This window comes from Streptomyces sp. NPDC101234, assembly GCF_044767525.1.
Classification (GTDB): Bacteria; Actinomycetota; Actinomycetes; order Streptomycetales; family Streptomycetaceae; genus Streptomyces; species Streptomyces sasae.
Genome location: NZ_JBIWOA010000001.1, coordinates 94,127 through 113,008, shown reverse-complemented (window position 1 = coordinate 113,008; position 18,882 = coordinate 94,127). Strand labels below are relative to the sequence as shown.

Here is an 18,882-nt window from a genome sequence, read left to right as displayed (position 1 = left end):
TCCGTCCCACGCCCACCCGTCCGTCCCGCGCCCGCGCGCATTTCGTGCGCACGCGCGCGTGCCCCACCCGCACCCCGGCCTGTGCTCCTTAGCATCGGGATCATGTCCGGCATTTCACCCCTCCGCGCCTGGTGGGCGCAGCGTCCGCCGGCGGCCGGGGCCGCTGTGATGGCCACCGGCATCGTGTCGGTGGGGTTGCACCAGACGGGGACGGAGACCCTGTCCCGGGTCATGCTGGTGCCGGCCTGCCTGGCGTGGGCGGCGCTGGCGGCCGACTTCGTCGCGGAGCTGGTACTCGACCGCCGCCACTGGCTGACCGAGGCGAAGACACCGGGCGCGCTCACCGCCGTTGCGGCCACGACGGTGCTGGGGACGCGGTTCTCGCTGCTCGGCCGGCAGACCCTGGCCGAGGCCCTGCTGGCGCTGTCGGCGGTGCTGTGGCCGCCGTTGCTCGTCCTCGTCGTGCGGCACTGGAAGGAGAGGATGCCGGGCGCCGTGTTCCTGGGCTGTGTGGCCACGCAGGGGCTCACCGTGCTCGGGGCGGTGCTGGCGGCGGCCCTGGCCACGGCATGGCTCGCGCACCTGGCGCTGGTGCTGTTCTGGCTGGGACTGTCGATGTACGGGCTCGCCGTGCCCCGGTTCGAGTGGCGGCAGGTCACCGAGGGGCCCGGCGACCAGTGGATCGCGGGCGGCGCGCTCGCGATCTCCGCGCTGGCCGGGGCGAAGCTGCTGGCCGCCGACAGTGCGCGGCTCTACCTGTGGAACAACGACGACCAGGGCGTCCTGCGCACGGTGACGGTGGCGCTGCTGGTCCTGGACCTGGTCTGGTACGTCGTCCTGCTGGCCGCGGAGGTGGCGCGGCCCCGGCTGCGGTACGACGTGCGCCGCTGGGCGACGGTGTTCCCGATGGGGATGACGGCGGCGGCGACGCTGTCGGTCGAGGCCGCCGTCGGCATCCCGTGGCTGAAGTGGCCGGGGCGGCTGCTGGTGTGGATCGCGGTACTGGCGTGGCTGGCGGTGGCCGCGGGCGCGGCGGCGGCCGCCCACGGCGCGCTCAGGAAGACTCCCTGACCGTCACGTCCACAGCACGGCGATGAAGATGTTCGCCATGGTCAGCAGGCCCACCAGACCGAAGGCGCCCTTCTCGACCTTCTCGTCGTCCCGTTTCACGTAGACGAGCCCGAGGATCACGATGAGCAGCGCGAGCTTCACGCCGATCTTGATGGTGTTGACGTGATGGCCGTTCGCCTCGTTGAGGCCGACCAGGATCACACCCGTGGCGAGCATGGTGAACGCGCCGTGCAGCATCCCGGGGACGAACCGGGCCGTGCCCTGGCCCATCGCCTTCATCTGGGTGAGGAAGCCGCCGAGGAGCGCGGCGATGCCGATGATGTGCAGGCCGACGAAGAGATGGATGAGTACGTCCATGGTTGCGGAGCCTAATCAGGCCCCCTGGGACGCCGGGCACCAGCCCCTCCTTCCGCACCCGCGGCCACGCGCCTCCGGGGCACCGCATATATGCACCCCATAGCACCCCGCACTCCCGGCGCGCCTCGGAACCGCCGCTTCGGTCAGCACGCCTCGCGAAGCCGACGGCTCCGGATCGGAATCCCGGCCACATAACGCCAGGTAACGACCCGGTCACACCAATTCCGTGCATCGCGTTACCAAACCGACGCAGCCGGGCCTAGCGTCCTCCCCCAGGTGACCGACTCCCCACCGCCGCCCGGACCAGGGGCGGCAGTCGGACACCACCGCCGAGAAAGTCCGGCGGCGGTCCGCTCCCCCTGTGCGGGCCGCCGCCGGACGCGCAATCCGCTCCCCCGCGGCCGTACGTGTGCTCCCCCTGGCGTTCGTACGCACGACACGGCGGTCGTACGAAAGGACGTGACGGTCCAGGTGGCAGCGCACCGCAAGCCTCGACAGCGCTCGCTCGGCGGCAATACGGCCCGCACGGCCGCGACCCTCGCCCTGGCGGGCGCGGCCACCGCGACGGCCTTCGAAGGGACCGGCCAGGCCGAACCGCAGCTGACGCCGGCACAGGTGAAGGCCAAGGTGGACCAGCTCTACCAGGAGGCCGAGACGGCCACCCAGAAGTACGACGGCGCCAAGGACAAGGCCGACGCGGCCCAGCGGCAGCTGAAGTCGCTGCAGGACGAGGCCGCCCGGAAGCAGGAGAAGCTCAACTCCGCTCGGGACGCCCTCGGGGCGACAGCGGCCGCGCAGTACCGGGACGGCGGTATCGATCCGGCGTGGCAGCTGGCGCTGTCCAGCGATCCCGACCAGTACCTGGACGGCGCGGCGTTCGCCGAGCGGGTCGGTGACCGGCAGGCCGGCGCGGTGATGCGGGTGCGCGGACAGCTGCGGGAGATCGAGCGGTTGCGCGGTGCGGCGCATGTCGAGCTGGCCTCGCTGCGGTCCCGGCAGGCCGAGCTGAACCGGCAGAAGAACACCATCAACGGCAAGCTGGGCGAGGCCCGGCGGCTGCTGGACCGGTTGTCGCCGCAGCAGCAGGCGGCGGTCACGGCGGACGCCGTCTCCTCCCGTGCCTCCCGTTCGGGCTCGGACGGCCGCGACATCCTGAGCCCGGGCAGCGTCGCCGCGCCCGACTCCCGTGCCGCGGACGCCGTCTCCTACGCCTACTCGAAGCTCGGCAGCCCTTACATCTGGGGCGCGACAGGCCCGAACGCCTTCGACTGCTCGGGCCTGGCCCAGGCCGCCTACCGCTCCGCCGGTGTGTCCATCCCCCGCACCACCTATGCCCAGATCAACGCCGGCCACCGCGTCTCCCGCTCCGAACTCCAGCCGGGCGACCTGGTGTTCTTCTACTCGGGCATCAGCCACGTCGGCATCTACATCGGCAACGGCCAGATGATCCACGCCCCGAACCCCTCGGCCCCGGTACGGATCGCGCCCATCGACGAGATGCCGTTCGCGGGGGCGACCCGGGTGGTGTGAGCCCCCGGCCGACCCCTCTCGCGCCCGCCGGGCCCTGCCGTCCCCCGTCCCCCGTTTCCCCTCCCCCTCCCCCTTCTCAGACCAGGCGGCGGGCGGTCGCCCAGCGGGTCAGCTCGTGGCGGTTGGACAGCTGCAGCTTCCGCAGCACCGCCGACACATGGGACTCGACCGTCTTCACGGAGATGAAGAGCTGCTTGGCGATCTCCTTGTAGGCGTAGCCGCGCGCGATGAGACGCAGGACCTCGCGCTCGCGCTGGGTGAGGCGGTCCAGGTCCTCGTCGACCGGCGGGGCGTCGGTGGAGGCGAAGGCGTCCAGGACGAACCCGGCGAGCCTCGGGGAGAAGACCGCGTCGCCCTCCTGGACCCGGAAGATCGAGTCGACCAGGTCGGTGCCGGTGATCGTCTTGGTGACGTAGCCGCGTGCGCCGCCGCGGATCACACCGATCACGTCCTCCGCCGCGTCCGACACGGACAGCGCGAGGAAGCGCACCGGCTGTTCGGCGTCCGACATCAACGGGGCGCACCGGCGCAGCACCTCGACCCCGCCGCCGCCCGGCAGGTGCACATCGAGGAGGACCACCTCGGGCCGGGTCGCGGTGATCACCGTGACCGCCTGGTCGACATCGGCGGCCTCGCCGACCACCTCGACGCCGGTCTGCTCGGTCTGGCCGATCTCGGCCTGGACGCCCGTACGGAACATCCGGTGGTCGTCGACGAGGACCACCCGCACCCGACGTCCGGCCTTCTCCACGCCCTCCGCCGGGCCGTTCGCCTCGGTCGCGTCGCTCATGACGTCTTCTCCGCCCTCTCCATCTCCAGCTCGACCTCCGTGCCGCCGCCCGGTACGGACCGCAGCCGTGCCGTGCCGCCGTTGCGCTCCATGCGCCCGATGATCGATTCTCTGACGCCCATGCGGTCGGCGGGTATCGAGTCGAGGTCGAAGCCGGGACCGCGGTCGCGCACGGACACGAAGACCGTCCTGCCCTCGACTTCGGCGTAGACCTGGACCGCGCCGCCCTCGCCACCGTACTTGGCGGCGTTGACCATCGCCTCGCGCGCGGCCTGCATCTGCGCGCCCGTCCCCTCGTCGAGCGGGCAGTCGCCGACCACCACGACCTCGATGGGGACACCGTGCTTGTCCTCCACCTCGGCGGCGTTGCGCCGGACCGCCTCGGCGAGGGTGGTGGGCTCGTCGGCCTCGTCCTTGCCGGTGCCCTCGGGTTTGTAGAGCCAGGTGCGCAGGTCGCGCTCCTGGGCGCGGGCCAGGCGCCGCACCTCGTTCGCGTTCTCCGCGTTGCGCTGGATCAGGGTCAGGGTGTGCAGCACGGAGTCGTGGACATGGGCGGCGACCTCGGCGCGCTCCTGGGCCCGGATGCGCATCAGCCGCTCCTCGGAGAGGTCCTGGGTCATCCGGACCAGGTACGGCCCGGCGAGCAGCGTGATGCCGACGACGACGGCGAGCGCGGCCTGCAGCACCGCGCCGATGTGCGCGGCGGAGCCCTGCATGACGAAGACGCCCGAGACGCCCGCGGTGACGAGCAGCACGCCGAAGCCGGCGCGCAGCAGGGTGAGGGTACGGCGCCGGCTGCCCACCTCGACCCAGCGGGCCCGGCGGGCGTTGTCCGCCTGGCGCCAGACGAGGGCGACACCGGCCGCGACCAGGACCGCGGGAAGAAGGTAGGCCTTGGCACCGCTGGTCAGGTTGACGCTGCCCACGAACACCATGGACACGACGACCATGAGGAGCAGCGCGACGATCTGCCCCCGGTCCGGTTTCCGGGCGACGAGTCTGCGGCGGCCGTCCGCCGAGGTCTCGGTGGCGACCAGGGAGGGCGGCTTCTGGCCGCCGACCCCACCGACGCCGAGGGGCACGAAGAACCAGAACGCGGCGTACAGCAGCGCTCCGAGCCCGTTGGCCATGAACAGGCCGACGAAGACGAGCCGCACCCAGACCACGGGCAGGCCGAGATGCCCGGCGAGGCCCCGCGCCACTCCGCCGAGCCAGCGGCCGTCGCTGCTGCGGTAGAGCTTGCGCGGCGGCCGCGGGTCGTCGAGGGGCACTGCTGCGGCTTCCGGCATGCCATCGATGTTCACACGCCCGAAGTCCCAGGGCATCAGGGTCGGCCCCCGAGACTCCCCTGATCTTCGGATTTCCCCGCGGCACACGCCCCTTCGCCCCGCGGCACAGACCCCTTCGCCCCGCGACGCGTACGTCCCTTCGCCCCGCGACGTACCCGTCTCGCTTCACCCTCGGTACGCCCGTCGGCTTCACCCGCGGCGCATCCGCCCCCTCCTCCACCCGCAGCACGCCCGCACCGCTTCACCCGCGGCGCATCCGCCCCGCTTCACCCGCGGCACGCCTCGTCCCCTCCACCCGCCGCGGGGTCCTCGGTTTTCGTCGTCGAGGTCCGGTTCGAACGCTTCCCGGCTCGGGCTCGGGGCCGATTTCAGGGTTCGGCCAGGGTCATCCCGACTGCCGCTGCGACGGCGCGGCCGTCACCATTGACTCATGACTGATCACGAGCACGCCGCGACGGGTCCGGGACCCGGCACCGGCCCGCGGCCCGCCCCGGGCACCGGGCCGTCGGATGCCGCGCCCGCCGCGGCGGAGGCGACCGCGGGGGCCGAAGCCACCGGCGCCGCCGCGGGCGCGGGCGCGGTCGACGAGGCGCCCCCGCGGTTCCGGCGCGACCGCCGGCACAAGATGATCGCGGGCGTGTGCGCGGGACTCGGCCGCCACACCGACCTGGACCCCGTGATCTTCCGGATCACCCTGGCCGTGCTGGCCGCGACCGGCGGCATCGGCCTCCTCTTCTACGGCTTCGCCTGGCTCTTCGTGCCGTACGAGGACAGAGAGGAGAACGAGGTCCGCAAGCTGCTGACCGGCCGGGTCGACGGGCAGGCCCTGGCGGCCGTGCTGTTCGCGCTGGTCGGCTGCGGGGTACTGCTGACGATGATCAGGAACGGCCAGGTGCTGGCGTTCGCCGTCGTCCTCTCCCTCCTGCTGGCCGGTGCGGGGTACTGGTCGCGGCATCGCGGCGCCCCCGACCCCGATCCGCTGGCCGCCCAGGCCGTCGCCGACGCCCCGCCCGAGGCCCAGGCACCACCGGTCCCGGTCTCCTTCCCCTCCTGGTGGCGCGACCCGATCGTCAAGGACGGCACGCATGTCGGGGGCACCGGCTATCTCTGGGGCCCCTCCGGCACCCGCGGCCCGGATGCTCCCGGACTCGACTTCCGGCTGAGCACCCCGTGGGTCCACGGTCAGGACATGCGCGCCCGGCGCAGCGCGCCCCCGAAGCCGCGCGGACCGCGCTGGACCGGCGGCTGGATCTTCCTGCTGGCTCTGCTGGCAGGCGGCCTGGGCACGGGCCTGACATGGGACACACACCCGCTGGGCACCAGCCTGCAGACAGGTCTGGCCTGCGCGCTGGTCGTGTTCGGCCTGGGTGTGGCGATCAGCTCGTTCCTGGGACGCACCGGGGCCGGCTCGCTGTTCCTGGCGCTGGTCACGGCGGCGCTGCTCGCGGGGGCGTCGGCGATGCCGTCCGACATCACCACCCACTGGACGCGCACGTCCTGGACACCGGCCACGGCGGCGGAGGTGTCGCCGGCGTACGACCTCGGGACGGGCGTGGCCACGCTGGACCTGACGCACATACGTGTCGCCGCCGGGCAGACGGTGTCGACGGCGGCCGAGGTGGGCGCGGGCCGGCTGAAGATCGTGGTGCCGGCGGACGTGACCGTGCGGCTGAGCATCGACGTGGGGGTGGGCGACATCCAGTTGCCCGGTGACGACAGGAAGGACGTGGACGTGGAGCCGGGCAGGCACAAGGACGTGACACTGTCGCCGACGAGTGGCCCGAAGAACGCGGGCACGCTCGACCTGGATCTCCAGGTCGGCGCGGGACAGGTGGAGGTGACCCGTGCTGCGGCATGAGTTCCAGCCCGGCCGGCTGGTCGTCGGCGTCTTCCTGACGGCGACGGGCATCGCCTACGCCGGTGACGCGGCCGGCTGGTGGCACATCGAGTCGTTCGCGGCCGCCCCCGTGATGGTGGCCGGCCTTTTCCTGGCAGGCGTGACCGCGGCCCTGGCCCGGGCGATACGCAGGCGCGGCCGCGCCCCGAAAAGCTAGAGACCCAGTGAAGCCCGCGCGGACCGGTGTCGGCGTCGGGCGCGGAGCATCGCGTCCAGGGAGAGGTAGGGAGCGCCGGCGAGGACCAGGGGCAGCCAGGCCATCAGGTAGGCGAGGTCGTTGCCGTAGTAGTACGGGGAATTGGCCCAGCTCACCGTCAGCCAGAGGCTGAGCGAGATCAGCGCGCCGCCGAGCGCGGCCAGGCGGGCCAGCAGGCCGAAGAGGGTGCCGAGGCCGACGGCGAGCTCTCCGATGGCGATCGCGGTGCCGAAGCCGACGGGGTTCTTCAGGGCCAGGTCGACCAGAGCCGGGATGGCCGAGGAATCACGGACCGCGCGCATGGTGTCGCCGATGGATCCGGAGCCGCCGGATTTCAGGAAGGCGCTGTCGGTGAGTTTGTCCAGGCCGGCGTAGATGAAGGTGACGCCGAGGAAGATCCGCAAGGGTAGGAGGGCGTATCGGGTGGCGGTTTCCCGCAGACCGCGGTCGCCGTCGAGATAAGGGGATTGCGTGTCCGTACGAATGCCGTGAGTCATCGCCAGTAGCCGCCTCTCGCCGCTGTACCCAGGCCCCTCAACAGACCATACGTACGACAACCGGCCTCTGCTCAACCCTCTCCCGGACGTTTTTCCGAATTTCGGCCGGTCCTCGCCACCCGGGACGGCTGGGGAAGGAGGGTGGGGAGGGTCGGATGTGAGCCCGGTCCGGTCGGCGGTGGTCCGCAAGCCCCTCCGCAGAGATGCGGGCGGAAGCGGACGACCCGTCACTTCGGTCGCCCAGCGGTCCGCTCACTCCGTCACCTCGATCGCGCACCGGTTGGTGGCCACTCCGGCGGCCGTCACCAGCTGGATCTCCACCCAGCCGGGCTCCACGTCGGCCGGTACGGGGACGGTGAGGACGCTGTCCGTAGGGTTGCTGAACCCGCCGGTGACGGGGACCAGGGGGACGTGGACGTTGACCGCGCCGACGCGGACGACCATGCGGGAGAGGCGGTCGGCGGTCTGGGCGCCGGGCGGGACGAAGCCGGTGCCGCGGATCTCGATGTCGTCGCCGGTGCGGATCGGGGCGTCCAGGTCACCGGCCTCGCGGGCACGGACGACGGAGAGGATCACCGGGCGGCCGCCGTCGGCGTACTTGCCGGCGAGGTAGGTCGCGGCGGAGATCAGCACCACCGTCGCGAGCCCCCAGGGCAGGTCGGGGAGCTGGTCGGGGCGGCGGGCGAGGCGGACGGCGGCGAAGACGAGGGCGACGGCGCTGATCACGACGTACTGGATGTCGGCGAAGGTGCCCCGGCCGGAGTCGTCGGTGAGCAGGTCGGACGCGCGAGGGCGGTGGGCGCGCACCTTCTGCAGACGCTGGCCGAGGATGCGCAGCCCGACCACCCGGCGCACCAGGACGGCGATGCCGCAGACCACGGCGAGGACGGTCACCACACCGGCGCCGCGGGCGAGGTCGAGGCCGGAGATGAGGGAGTCGCGTTCGGCGGGAGAGGAGGCGGCGGCCAGGCGGCCGGCCAGGACGAGAACGGCGTAGGCGACGAAGAGGACCCAGGAGGCGGCGACGGTGCGCGAGGTGGACATGCGGTTGTCCTCGCCGATGACCGGGGCGAGCACCCCGCCGCGCGAGCGGTGGAACCAGGAGGCGGCGGTGAGCGCGAGGGCCATGAGCAGCGCGGCGAGCAGTCCGGCGGTGCGGGCGCTGGTCCAGCCCGCGCCGATCGCGGTGAGGGACTGGGTGAGAAGCATGATCACGACGGTTGCCCAGACGGTGTACGCGGTGCGCAGCCAGAGGCGGGCGAGCCAGGCCTCGCCCTCGACGCGGCCGCGTTCGGCGACGACCTCGGCGGACTGGGTCAGTTCCTCGGAGATCCACTGGCGGGAGGCGGAGGGCGAGTGGGCCACCGCCGCGGGCAGCCCCTGCCCGGCCGCGAACTCGTCGCGTTTGAGGAGGAATTCGGCGACCGCCCGCCGGTGCCCCTCGCGTGCCCCGTGCGGGCAGTCCCCGCATGCGCACCCGCCCCCGTGGACACCCGAACCGGCGCCCTGCCTCGCCTCCTGCACCGCCACGCCCGACGCCCGCCTTCCCCACGCCCCGAGGCACGGCCGCGGACCGGTTCTCTCCGGGCCCGACGATGCCGTGCAACTCCCCTGTGTCGACAGCGAATTGTGCCCTACGCCACGCCGTTCGCGTTCGGCAGGTTGGTCAGGACGGGTGAAGGCTGCGGCCACCGTGTTGACCCGGCTGCGAGAATTTCTCCATGGCCGAGATCATCCAGCGGGACGGGACCTGGGCCTTCGACGGCAGCACGGTCCGGATCACGCCGGGACGCCATCGCTCCGTACCGCTGTTCCGGCAGACGTACGGGGAGATCACGGTGCCGCTGGAGGCCGTGTCGGGGGTGGTGTACGAGCCGGAGCGCAAGCGGGGGCGGCTCAGGATGCGGCTGCGCGAGGGCGCGGACCCCTTGCTGCAGGCGACGGGCGGGCGGCTGCCGGAGGGGGCGGATCCGTATCGGCTGACGGTGGACACGGACCGGTCCGGGGTGGCCGAGTACGTCGTGGCGGAGATCCGGCAGTCGCTGCTGCTGGAGCAGATCCCGAAGGAGCCGACGAAGGGGTATCTGCTGCCGGGGCCGCCGGTGCCGGTGTCGGTGCGGTCCTCGGACGGCACGGTGTCCTTCGACGGTACGCAGGTGCGCATCGACTGGGCCGACACCTCGGACCGGGTCAAGCGGGCGACCGGGCCGCGGATCATCGGCGTCGGCGATCTGGTGCAGGTGGAGTGGCTGCCCAACTCCGGCTACGAGGACGGTTTCCTGCGGTTCGTGACCCGGGAGGCGGTGTTCTCGAAGGTACCGGCCGAGCGCGATCCGTACGCCCTCGACCTGTGGGGCAGCGTCCGCCGCGACCTGCTGACGGCGTTGGTCGCGACGGCGGTCACGGCGCGGCTGCCGCATCCGTCGGCCCGGCCGGGCGCGGAGTACGCCGGCCGGGACCGGGCAGCGGCGACCGTGCCCCGTCAGCCGGCCGACCATCACGACGTGCTGCTGCGCAGGCTGCGGGAGCTGGGCGAGCTGCACCGGGGCGGGGTGCTCACGGACGAGGAGTTCGCGCTGACGAAGGCGGCCGTGCTGCGGAGCTTCTAGCTCAGCAGATCAGGTTCGCTGCGGCTGATGTCCTGCCACAGGGGCTGGTAGTTGATCCAGGCCACCAGGTCGCCGCCGAGTTGTTCACGGGTGGCGACGGCCATCTTGTGGTCGATGAGCAGCGGCCGGCCGGCCGCCTTCGCGGTCAGCTGGACCTGTGCGGACCGTTCCATCGACAGGAACCACCAGGCGGCCGCGTCCACCGAGTCGCCGACGGTGAGCAGCCCGTGGTTGCGCAGCACCAGCGCCTTGCGGGTGCCGAGGGCGGTCGCGATACGGCGGCCCTCCTCGGCATCGACGGCGACGCCGCTGTAGGTGTCGTAGAGGGCGTGGTCCTCGTAGAAGGCGCAGCTCTCCTGGCTGATCGGGTCGAGGAGGTCGCCGAGGGCGGACAGGGCGCGGCCGTGCACGGAGTGGCAGTGCGCGACGGCGACGACGTCCGGGCGGGCCGCGTGGACCTGGGCGTGGACGGTGAAGGCGGCCTGGTTGACGTGGTAGCGGCCCTCGATCACCTGGCCGTCCTGGTTGGCCAGGACGAGGTCGCTGACGGTGACGTGCTTGAACGGCATACCGAACGGGTTGACCCAGAAACAGTTCGAGTATTCGGGGTCGCGCGCGGTGATGTGTCCGGACACCCCGTCCTCGAGTCCGGCCCGGCCGAAGATCCGCAGCGCGCCCGCGAGCCGCTCCTTGCGATGCCGGCGCTCGTCGTCGAGCGAGTCGTACATCGGCGGCATCGCGAACTGGAGCTGGTCGGTGGGCAGCGGCAGGGGCGGAGTCGGCCCGTGCATAGGTCCTCCTGCACTGGGTGTGTGTTACGGGCGGAAGTTACCGCCGGTCAGTGCAGGAAAACAGAGCTGTTCTATAAAGATGACGCCTGCGAGCAAATCACGACAGAAGATGTCGGGTATCAACACCAGACTGGCTCGTATGACTCGCACAACCCGTACGACCGGAACAGCCCGTGCCAACTGGGCGGCCTTCGCCGCCGCCGCGCCCGGCTTCGCGAAGACCGTCGAGGCACGCTTCGCCACCCAGCCCCACCACATCCTGGCCACGCTCCGCAGAGACGGCTCCCCTCGCACCTCGGGCCTGGAGGTCCAGTTCCTGAACGGCGAGCTCCGGTTCGGCATGATGCCGGACTCGATGAAGGCGCTGGACCTGCTGAGGGACCCCCGGTTCGCGCTCCAGGTCAATCCCGGGGACGGCACCGGCATGGGCGGCGGGGACGTGAGGATCTCGGGACGGGCGTACGAGGTCGTGGACGCGGCGGTGAAGGGGGCGTACGCGGAAGAGGTGGAACCGCCCGAGGGGCCGTTCCACCTCTTCCGCACCGAGCTGACGGAGGTCGTACGGACCTACGTCGAGGACGACACCTACCTGGTCGTCGAGGCCTGGCGGCCCGGTGAGCCGGTGCGCACGGTCAAGCGCACCTGAGCCCCGGAGGCCGCCGCGGCCAGGGGCCTACTCCCACTCGATGGTGCCCGGCGGCTTCGAGGTGACGTCGAGGACGACGCGGTTGACGTCACGGACCTCGTTGGTGATCCGGGTGGAGATCTTCGCGAGGACGTCGTACGGCAGCCGGGACCAGTCGGCCGTCATGGCGTCCTCGGAGGAGACCGGGCGCAGCACGATCGGGTGGCCGTAGGTACGGCCGTCGCCCTGGACGCCGACGCTGCGGACGTCCGCGAGCAGAACCACCGGGCACTGCCAGATGGAGCGGTCGAGGCCGGCCGCGGTGAGCTCCTCGCGGGCGATGGCGTCGGCGTCGCGGAGGAGGTCGAGACGCTCCTTCGTCACCTCGCCGACGATCCGGATACCCAGGCCCGGACCGGGGAACGGCTGGCGCTGGACGATCTCCTCCGGCAGGCCCAGTTCCTGGCCGACCATCCGGACCTCGTCCTTGAACAGCTTGCGGAGCGGCTCGATCAGCTTGAATTCGAGGTCTTCCGGCAGGCCGCCGACGTTGTGGTGCGACTTGATGTTCGCGGTGCCGGTGCCGCCGCCGGACTCGACGACGTCCGGGTAGAGGGTGCCCTGGACCAGGAACTCCACGGCCGGGCCCGCGTCGGCGATGATCTCGGCCTGGGCCTGCTCGAAGACCCGGATGAACTCGCGACCGATGATCTTCCGCTTCTGCTCCGGGTCGGAGACGCCGGCCAGCGCGTCGAGGAAGCGGGCCTCGGCGTCGACCACGACAAGCTTGACGCCGGTCGCGGCCACGAAGTCCTTCTCGACCTGCTCGGTCTCGCCCTTGCGCATCAGACCGTGGTCGACGTACACGCAGGTCAGCTGGTCGCCGATGGCGCGTGCGACGAGGGCCGCGGCCACCGCCGAATCGACGCCGCCGGACAGACCGCAGATCGCGCGCCTGTCGCCGACCTGCTCGCGGATCGCCGCGACCTGCTCCTCGATGACGTTGCCGGTCGTCCAGGACGGGGTGAGGCCCGCGCCCCGGTAGAGGAAGTGCTCCAGGACCTGCTGGCCGTGCGTGGAGTGCATGACCTCGGGGTGGTACTGGACGCCGTAGAGCTTCTTCTCGTCGTTCTCGAAGGCGGCGACCGGGACGACGTCCGTGGACGCGGTGACGGCGAAGCCCTCCGGGGCGGCGGAGCAGGCGTCGCCGTGCGACATCCACACATGCTGCTCGGCGGGGGTGCCCTCGAAGAGGGTGGAGGCCGCCTTGGCGACGTGCAGGTCGGTACGGCCGTACTCGCGGGAGCCGGTGTTGTCGACGGTGCCGCCGAGGACCTGCGCCATCAGCTGGAAGCCGTAGCACATGCCGAAGACGGGGACGCCGGCCTCGAAGAGCTCGCGGTCCAGGCGGGGGGCACCCTCCTCGTACACGGACGAGGGGCCGCCGGAGAGGATGATCGCCGCCGGGTTCTTGGCGAGCATCTCGGCGACCGGCATGGTGCTGGGCACGATCTCGCTGTAGACCCGGGCCTCGCGGACGCGGCGGGCGATGAGCTGGGCGTACTGCGCGCCGAAGTCGACGACCAGGACGGTGTCGGGGGTGGCGGCAGCGGGAGTCGCTGATGACACGGGGTGCCTTCCGGCGGTTTGGGCGGGGGTCTCTGATTACCGATTCTAACGGGGCGGACGCGGGGTACCTCCGTGACGGGGTGTGGCATACTCGGCGCCATGCTCACGCACGCCGCCTTCCTCTTTACCTATGGCAACCGGCCCACCGGCTGCCATGGTCGTGCTGCTTGAGCAACTGACAAGCGACTTCCCCAGGCGCCCCGGGCCGACAAGGTCCGGGGCGCCTGGTGTTTCTCCGGATCGTGCCGGTCCGGGGCCTGCCTCCCTTCCGACGAGGAGACCCCATGAACGCGATCGACGTGACCGGTGCCCGTACCCCCGAGGCCGCCGATGTGATCACCGGTGCGCGGGAGCGCATCGACGCGCTCGACGACCGGATCATCGGTCTGATCCAGGAGCGGGTCGCCGTCTCCGCCGTCGTCCAGGAGGCCCGGATCGCCTCCGGCGGCCGGCGTGTGAACCTGTCCCGCGAGATGGAGATCCTCGGCCACTACAGCGAGGCCCTCGGCAAGCCCGGCACCGCCCTCGCGATGACCCTCCTGGAGCTGTCCCGGGGTCGTATCTGAGTCGGGCGGATCTGAGTTCGGCCCGGCTCTCACCCGTACGGCGCGTGACCGGCACGCGAACCGCTTCGTTGGTGGGGTGTCCGTGTCAGCCAGGGGCGGGCCCGAAGAACCACGCGTGGCTCACTGGGGCGATGAGACGTACGGAACGTGCCGTACGTCGTGGGACCTCGCCCCAGTCAAGTGACCGGACGGCAGGGGACAGCAGCCCGGTCACCCAAGAGACGGCCGGCTCCGGGGACGCCCGGGGCCGACCGGCGGAAAATTGCAAAAATGCACAAGGGCTGGGTCAAACGGTTGCGGAGGCCGCGTACATCCAGCACGATGCATAGAAGGCCCCCAAGGCCTTCACAGCTCCCAAGTCCCAGTTCAGGCAACGGTATTGCCGTATACCGACCGTCCGCCAAAGGTCGAGACCTGCCGTACGCCCCGAGTGCGCCGGGGCGCCGACCCGGGGCACGGACGGTGGTACGCGGCACAGAAACCAGCGGCGCAACCCCCCGGCGCCGCTTCCAGGCACCGGCGCTGCCCTGACGTCGGTGCTGACGAAAAAAGGGCCCCGCGGCTCCGTCCCGCGGGGCCCTTCGTCTGTCCGCGCGCATGACGCGGAGTTACGTCCGCGCACCTGACACAGGGTTACATCTGCGTGCGTGACACGGAGTTACGTGCGGCTCACCGTGCCGCATCCCTGCGGCCCCTTGCCGAGCTGGTGGCTGCGGTCGTACGGGTCGATCGAGGGACCGGTCGGGGCGGCGCTGCCCGTCGGCGCCTGGGACGGGAACTGCGGGTGCAGATAGCCGTCGTCGATGTCGCAGGCCGAGTTGCCGGCGTCCTCGTCGTAGCGCAGCAGGGTCAGACGGCCGGGGGTGACCTGGTAGCGCGTGGCGTCGGGGAGTTCCACGTCGATGACGCGGCGCACGATGGTGCGGGTCACCTCGGTGGAGCCGTCGGCGCGCACCACCGGGTAGACGAAGGTGTAGTCGGCGTGCACGGCCACCCCCTCGAACTTGCCCTTCGCGAAGGTGATCCGGCCCCGGGTCTTGATGACCTTCCCCGCGAGCTTCACGTCCTTCGGGTCGAAGCGGCTGAAGAGGAACAGCGGGTCGCGGGTCTTGCTGGGGCTGCGCAGCGAGGAGTCGAGATCGTCGAGCACGTGGGGCTGCTTGGGGTCGAGCACCGAGAGGGCGGCCTCCGGCCGGGCGCCGGCCACGACGTCGGGGTTCAGGTTGGCGTCGACGAGCAGTTTCTTCGTCTGCTGGAGGGCCAGTTCGACGCGGTCCTTCGGGATCGCACCGAGCGCGGTGGCCTTCGGCAGCACGATGCCGGCCGCACCGTCGGCCCAGCGCAGCGCCGGAGAGCCCGCGAACGGGTGGGCGAGGGTGGGGGTGTCGGCGGCGACCGCCGAGGGCGGGGCGGTCGGGGCGGCGGTCTCGTCGGGGAGGGGCGAGGTGGCGCTGTCCGTGCCGGAGGACGCGCCGGAGGACGAACCGGCGGACGAGCCGAAGGGATCGCCGGGGATCAGCGACGGCCGCATCGCCACGACGGCGACGGCGATCGCCAGCGGGACGCCGATGACCGCCCATGCCTTGCGCCGGCGGGCCGCCCGCCCGTTCATCTCCTGCCAGGCGGGCCCGGTCCGCCATCCCTCGGGCTCCCCCTTCTGCTTCTTCAGCCGCTGGGTGACCTCACGGGCCCGCGCGGAGGGCTCCTTGGGGGCGGACTTGCGGATGTCCCGCTCACTGTCACTGAGGAACTGCTGCCACACCTCGTCGGATATGGAGGACGACGACGGTTCGTCCCCCGACGACTGCTCGGACCGTCTGTCAGACATGACACTCTCTCGTTCGGCCGTTCGACGGGGCGAGAATAGCCTTGGAATCAGCTGTGGCCGCACCCGAATTCCGCAATCGACCCGCTTCCGACACCCCCCGCCGACCGAGTGACCCAGCTCACATAAGAATTCTGTGAATACGGAGGCAACCATTCACAGGATTCACCGGTCACATCAGCGGAACCAGCGGTTACATCCGCCTGCCGCGCCTGATCCACGGGGGTCCTCATGAAGCTTCGTCGCGCCATGGCCGCGGCGGCCGTATCGGCCGTCATCGCGCCGGTCGCCCTGCTGTCCGCACCGGCCGCGTTCGCCGAGGACCCGGCGTCGCCGTCGGCCTCCGAGACCGCGCCGAGCGAGATACCGAGCGATACGGCGTCGGCCTCCCCGTCGGACTCCGCCTCCGCCTCCGACTCCGCCTCGCCCAGCGACAGCACGTCGGCGTCCGCGTCGTCCTCCGCGTCGCCCAGCGACAGCGCGAGCGCCAGCGCGTCCGCCTCGGCCGAGCCGTCCGAGTCGGCGGAGCCCAGTGAGGACCCGTCCGACCCGGACGTCCCCTACTGCGAGGACCTCGACGAGGACTTCGGCAACGCCAAGGTGTCCGCCGACATCAAGGGGCTGCCCGGCAAGATCGTCGCGGGCGACGGTTTCCACGGCTTCAAGCTGGTCGTGACGAACGAGTCGAAGGCCGACGTCGACGGCGTCGCCTTCTACGCCGAGATCGAGAACTACCAGCTCGACGAGTCGAAGTACCTCAGCCCGTATGTCGACCTGGAGTTCAAGAACCCCGACACCGGGTCCTGGGACCGGATCGGCAGCGACGACTGGGCCGGCGACTACTTCTTCTACGTGCCGAAGCTGAAGTCGGGCGCGAGCAAGTCGGTCGACCTGCGCGTCTCCATCGACGCCAAGGCGCCCGCCGGTGACGCCTACTCCTTCGGTTCCGGCGCCTACCTCGACAAGGTCGACGGCCAGGACTGCATCGCCGAGGGCTGGTCCCAGTACGGCTTCGCGGTCCTCAAGGCCGGCTCGTCCAACCCGGACCCGGGTACCGCCACGCCGAGCGACAACGGCGGCAAGGACTCCGTGAAGAAGCCGCAGGGCAACGTCTCCGACCTGCCGACCGGCAACCTCGCGGAGACCGGCTCCAGCTCGGCGCTCCCGGTCATCGGCCTCGTCGGCGGGGTCGCCGTGGTGGCCGGTGCGGCCGCGGTGTTCGTCGTCCGCCGCCGGAAGGCCGGCGCGGACTCATAGGCAAGGTCGCGTCGGCCGTCGCAGGACGGCGGCCGCGCACCGATGAAGAGGGACCTGGGCTCGGAGGGGGGCTCAGGTCCCTTTTCGCTGCGCGGCTGTTTCTTCGGCTTTCGCTGCGCGGCTACTTCTTCGGCGGTACGGCCGGGATGCCCAGGAACGGCAGCCGCAGCGCGCCGAAGGCGTCCGCCGGGACCGCCGGGCTGTGCGGCTCGACCGGCGCGAGCCTCCGGTACGCCTCACCCTGCTGCGGACGCGGGTCCGGCTCGCCCTTGTTGGGCCAGTACGACATCGCGCGCTCGGCCTGTGCCGTGATGGTGAGCGACGGGTTCACACCGAGGTTCGCCGAGACGGCGGCGCCGTCGACGACCGAGATCCCCGGGTGGCCGTACAGCCGGTGGTACGGGTCGATGACCCCGCTCTCCCGGGAGTCGCCGATCGGGCAGCCGCCGAGGAAGTGGGCGGTGAGCGGGGTGCCCATCAGCTCCCCGACGTTGCTGCCGGCGAAGCCGTTGATCTCGGCGGCGAGCACGGTGGCCGCCTCCGAAGCCGCCTTGATCTGCTTGGGGTTGGGGGCGCCGTGGCCCTGCCGGGCGGTGAGCAGCCCCTTGCCGACGCCGTCCGGTTTCAGGTACGTCGTCAGGGAGTTGTCCAGCGACTGCATCACCAGGCCGATGATGGTCCGCTCCGACCAGCGCCGGTTGGAGAGCGAGCGCAGCACGAGGAGCGGGTGCCGGGCCGCGTTCGCCAGCCAGCCGAGGACACGGGAGGAGCCCTCCGCGTACGGCACCTGGAGGATCGACAGCCCGCCCATCGCGTTGGATCCCTTGCCGTAGCGGACCGGCTCGATGTGCGTGTTCTCGTCCGGGTGGATCGAGGACGTGATCGCGACGCCCTTGGTGAAGTCGGCCTTCGGGGTGCCGTGCGCCCTGCGGTAGCGGCGGTCGTCGGTCTGGGCGCCGACCAGGGCCTCGGAGTTGGTACGGGTGAGGTCGCCCAGCCGGTCCGAGAGGTACGGCAGTTGGCCGCCCGCCTTCATCCGGTGCAGGAGGGTCTGGGTGCCGTACGTGCCGGCGGCGATGACGACCCGGCGCGCCTTGAAGGTCCGGCCCTTCGCCTTCTTCCTGTCGTCGGTGGGAAGGGTCGCGACCGCGTAGCCGCCCTGGGAGTCGTCGGTGACGGACACGACCGTCGTCATCGGGTGCACCTCCGCGCCGGCCTGCTCGGCGAGGTGGAGGTAGTTCTCGTTGAGGGTGTTCTTCGCGCCGTGCCGGCAGCCGGTCATGCACTCGCCGCACTCGGTGCAGGCGTTGCGGGCGGGGCCGGCACCGCCGAAGTAGGGGTCGTCGACCTGGTCGCCGGGCGCCGCCTTCGACCCGCCGTCCGCGTCGGCGTCCTTGCCGTCGCCGAAGAAGACGCCGACCGGGGCGAGGTGGAAGGTGTCGCCGACGCCGAGCTTCTCCGCCGCCGCCTTCAGATGGACGTCGGAGGGAGTCATCGTCGGGTTGAGCCGTACACCGAGCATGCGCTGCGCCTGGTCGTAGTACGGCTTCAGCTCCTCCTGCCAGTCCGTGATGTCACGCCACTGGGGGTCTTCGAAGAACGGCTTCGGCGGGACGTAGAGGGTGTTCGCGTAGTTCAGCGAGCCACCGCCCACGCCCGCGCCGGCCAGGACCATGACATTGCCGAGGAGGTGGATGCGCTGGATGCCGTAGCAGCCGAGCTGCGGGGCCCAGAGGTAGTTCTTGATGTCCCAGGAGTTCTTGGGGAGGGACGCGCGGGTGAAACGGCGGCCGGCTTCCAGGACACCGACGCGGTAGCCCTTCTCCGTCAGGCGCAGGGCGGTGACAGAACCGCCGAATCCTGAGCCGACGACGATGACGTCGTAGTCGTAGGTGTCCTGGGGCACGGCTGCTCCTCGTCGAGTTTCGCGTGCGGGTGGTTCGTGGTTGCTCG

17 protein-coding genes are annotated in these 18,882 nt (G+C 71.4%); 8 read left to right on the top strand and 9 right to left on the bottom strand.

The window, feature by feature from the left end; translation table 11 throughout:
• Positions 1-102: 102 nt before the first annotated feature.
• A complete protein-coding gene (locus ACIRR9_RS00560; RefSeq protein WP_403746047.1) occupies positions 103-1,071 on the top strand; it encodes a tellurite resistance/C4-dicarboxylate transporter family protein in 969 nt (322 codons plus the stop codon).
• A gap of 3 nt (positions 1,072-1,074) precedes the next feature.
• Here ACIRR9_RS00560 and ACIRR9_RS00555 read toward each other — a convergent pair whose 3' ends face one another.
• The gene (locus ACIRR9_RS00555) at positions 1,075-1,428 is read right to left on the bottom strand and encodes a hypothetical protein (protein WP_362312304.1); all 354 of its coding nucleotides are present in this window, start codon (positions 1,426-1,428) and stop codon (positions 1,075-1,077) included.
• A gap of 471 nt (positions 1,429-1,899) precedes the next feature.
• On the opposite strand from ACIRR9_RS00555, the gene ACIRR9_RS00550 reads away from it, so the two are divergent.
• Positions 1,900-2,958 carry an NlpC/P60 family protein gene (locus ACIRR9_RS00550; RefSeq protein WP_403746990.1) on the top strand — a complete coding sequence of 353 codons (1,059 nt, stop codon included), beginning with the start codon at positions 1,900-1,902 and terminating at the stop codon, positions 2,956-2,958.
• Between the two features lie 76 nt (positions 2,959-3,034).
• On the opposite strand, the gene ACIRR9_RS00545 is transcribed toward ACIRR9_RS00550, so the two are convergent.
• A complete protein-coding gene (locus tag ACIRR9_RS00545; RefSeq protein ID WP_365336700.1) occupies positions 3,035-3,748 on the bottom strand; it encodes a response regulator transcription factor in 714 nt (237 codons plus the stop codon).
• Positions 3,745-5,073, bottom strand: coding sequence for a PspC domain-containing protein (locus ACIRR9_RS00540; RefSeq protein WP_403746045.1), 1,329 nt, complete (start codon positions 5,071-5,073; stop codon positions 3,745-3,747). The genes ACIRR9_RS00545 and ACIRR9_RS00540 overlap by 4 nt, the downstream gene beginning before the upstream one ends.
• Positions 5,074-5,467: 394 nt before the next feature.
• On the opposite strand from ACIRR9_RS00540, the gene ACIRR9_RS00535 reads away from it, so the two are divergent.
• Together ACIRR9_RS00535 and ACIRR9_RS00530 are read left to right on the top strand one after the other, a co-directional pair.
• Positions 5,468-6,895 (top strand): PspC domain-containing protein, encoded by a 1,428-nt coding sequence (locus tag ACIRR9_RS00535; RefSeq protein WP_403746043.1) that lies wholly within the window; start codon positions 5,468-5,470, stop codon positions 6,893-6,895.
• A complete protein-coding gene (locus ACIRR9_RS00530; RefSeq protein ID WP_365336703.1) occupies positions 6,882-7,091 on the top strand; it encodes a hypothetical protein in 210 nt (69 codons plus the stop codon). The genes ACIRR9_RS00535 and ACIRR9_RS00530 overlap by 14 nt, the downstream gene beginning before the upstream one ends.
• On the opposite strand, the gene ACIRR9_RS00525 is transcribed toward ACIRR9_RS00530, so the two are convergent.
• Together ACIRR9_RS00525 and ACIRR9_RS00520 are read right to left on the bottom strand one after the other, a co-directional pair.
• A complete protein-coding gene (locus tag ACIRR9_RS00525; RefSeq protein ID WP_403746041.1) occupies positions 7,088-7,627 on the bottom strand; it encodes a DoxX family protein in 540 nt (179 codons plus the stop codon). The genes ACIRR9_RS00530 and ACIRR9_RS00525 overlap by 4 nt on opposite strands.
• Before the next feature lie 252 nt (positions 7,628-7,879).
• Positions 7,880-9,157, bottom strand: a complete 1,278-nt coding sequence (locus tag ACIRR9_RS00520; protein ID WP_403746039.1) for a hypothetical protein — start codon at positions 9,155-9,157, stop codon at positions 7,880-7,882.
• A 191-nt stretch (positions 9,158-9,348) separates the two neighbouring features.
• On the opposite strand from ACIRR9_RS00520, the gene ACIRR9_RS00515 reads away from it, so the two are divergent.
• The gene (locus tag ACIRR9_RS00515; protein ID WP_403746037.1) at positions 9,349-10,236 is read left to right on the top strand and encodes a DUF4429 domain-containing protein; all 888 of its coding nucleotides are present in this window, start codon (positions 9,349-9,351) and stop codon (positions 10,234-10,236) included.
• Here the strand turns inward: ACIRR9_RS00515 and ACIRR9_RS00510 are convergent.
• Positions 10,233-11,027 carry a class II aldolase/adducin family protein gene (locus ACIRR9_RS00510; RefSeq protein WP_365336707.1) on the bottom strand — a complete coding sequence of 265 codons (795 nt, stop codon included), beginning with the start codon at positions 11,025-11,027 and terminating at the stop codon, positions 10,233-10,235. The two genes, ACIRR9_RS00515 and ACIRR9_RS00510, sit on opposite strands and share 4 nt — an antisense overlap.
• Before the next feature lie 139 nt (positions 11,028-11,166).
• Here ACIRR9_RS00510 and ACIRR9_RS00505 point away from each other — a divergent pair, with 139 nt between their 5' ends.
• The gene (locus ACIRR9_RS00505; RefSeq protein ID WP_365336708.1) at positions 11,167-11,673 is read left to right on the top strand and encodes a pyridoxamine 5'-phosphate oxidase family protein; all 507 of its coding nucleotides are present in this window, start codon (positions 11,167-11,169) and stop codon (positions 11,671-11,673) included.
• Between the two features lie 27 nt (positions 11,674-11,700).
• Here the strand turns inward: ACIRR9_RS00505 and guaA are convergent, their stop codons facing one another.
• Entirely contained in the window at positions 11,701-13,281 is a 1,581-nt protein-coding gene (gene guaA / locus ACIRR9_RS00500; protein WP_403746034.1) for a glutamine-hydrolyzing GMP synthase, read from the bottom strand.
• Between the two features lie 284 nt (positions 13,282-13,565).
• On the opposite strand from guaA, the gene ACIRR9_RS00495 reads away from it, so the two are divergent.
• Positions 13,566-13,847, top strand: a complete 282-nt coding sequence (locus ACIRR9_RS00495) for a chorismate mutase (protein WP_123974733.1) — start codon at positions 13,566-13,568, stop codon at positions 13,845-13,847.
• A 658-nt stretch (positions 13,848-14,505) separates the two neighbouring features.
• On the opposite strand, the gene ACIRR9_RS00490 is transcribed toward ACIRR9_RS00495, so the two are convergent.
• A complete protein-coding gene (locus tag ACIRR9_RS00490) occupies positions 14,506-15,675 on the bottom strand; it encodes a hypothetical protein (protein WP_403746032.1) in 1,170 nt (389 codons plus the stop codon).
• Positions 15,676-15,903: 228 nt separating this feature from the next.
• Between ACIRR9_RS00490 and ACIRR9_RS00485 the strand changes: the two genes are divergently transcribed.
• On the top strand, positions 15,904-16,929 hold the full coding sequence (locus ACIRR9_RS00485; RefSeq protein WP_403746030.1) for an LAETG motif-containing sortase-dependent surface protein: 1,026 nt from the start codon (positions 15,904-15,906) through the stop codon (positions 16,927-16,929).
• Positions 16,930-17,050: 121 nt separating this feature from the next.
• Here the strand turns inward: ACIRR9_RS00485 and ACIRR9_RS00480 are convergent, their stop codons facing one another.
• Positions 17,051-18,835, bottom strand: coding sequence for a GMC family oxidoreductase N-terminal domain-containing protein (locus ACIRR9_RS00480; RefSeq protein WP_403746027.1), 1,785 nt, complete (start codon positions 18,833-18,835; stop codon positions 17,051-17,053).
• Positions 18,836-18,882: the final 47 nt, after the last annotated feature.

Bases quoted from the DNA above. Each gene is read 5' to 3' on its own strand.
- ACIRR9_RS00490 (WP_403746032.1), bottom strand. From the start codon at position 15,675: ATGTCTGACAGACGGTCCGAGCAGTCGTCGGGGGACGAACCGTCGTCG.
- ACIRR9_RS00535 (WP_403746043.1), top strand. From the start codon at position 5,468: ATGACTGATCACGAGCACGCCGCGACGGGTCCGGGACCCGGCACCGGC.
- ACIRR9_RS00560 (WP_403746047.1), top strand. From the start codon at position 103: ATGTCCGGCATTTCACCCCTCCGCGCCTGGTGGGCGCAGCGTCCGCCG.
- ACIRR9_RS00510 (WP_365336707.1), bottom strand. From the start codon at position 11,027: ATGCACGGGCCGACTCCGCCCCTGCCGCTGCCCACCGACCAGCTCCAG.
- ACIRR9_RS00515 (WP_403746037.1), top strand. From the start codon at position 9,349: ATGGCCGAGATCATCCAGCGGGACGGGACCTGGGCCTTCGACGGCAGC.
- ACIRR9_RS00525 (WP_403746041.1), bottom strand. From the start codon at position 7,627: ATGACTCACGGCATTCGTACGGACACGCAATCCCCTTATCTCGACGGC.
- ACIRR9_RS00495 (WP_123974733.1), top strand. From the start codon at position 13,566: ATGAACGCGATCGACGTGACCGGTGCCCGTACCCCCGAGGCCGCCGAT.
- ACIRR9_RS00545 (WP_365336700.1), bottom strand. From the start codon at position 3,748: ATGAGCGACGCGACCGAGGCGAACGGCCCGGCGGAGGGCGTGGAGAAG.
- ACIRR9_RS00540 (WP_403746045.1), bottom strand. From the start codon at position 5,073: ATGCCCTGGGACTTCGGGCGTGTGAACATCGATGGCATGCCGGAAGCC.
- ACIRR9_RS00505 (WP_365336708.1), top strand. From the start codon at position 11,167: ATGACTCGCACAACCCGTACGACCGGAACAGCCCGTGCCAACTGGGCG.
- ACIRR9_RS00555 (WP_362312304.1), bottom strand. From the start codon at position 1,428: ATGGACGTACTCATCCATCTCTTCGTCGGCCTGCACATCATCGGCATC.
- ACIRR9_RS00485 (WP_403746030.1), top strand. From the start codon at position 15,904: ATGAAGCTTCGTCGCGCCATGGCCGCGGCGGCCGTATCGGCCGTCATC.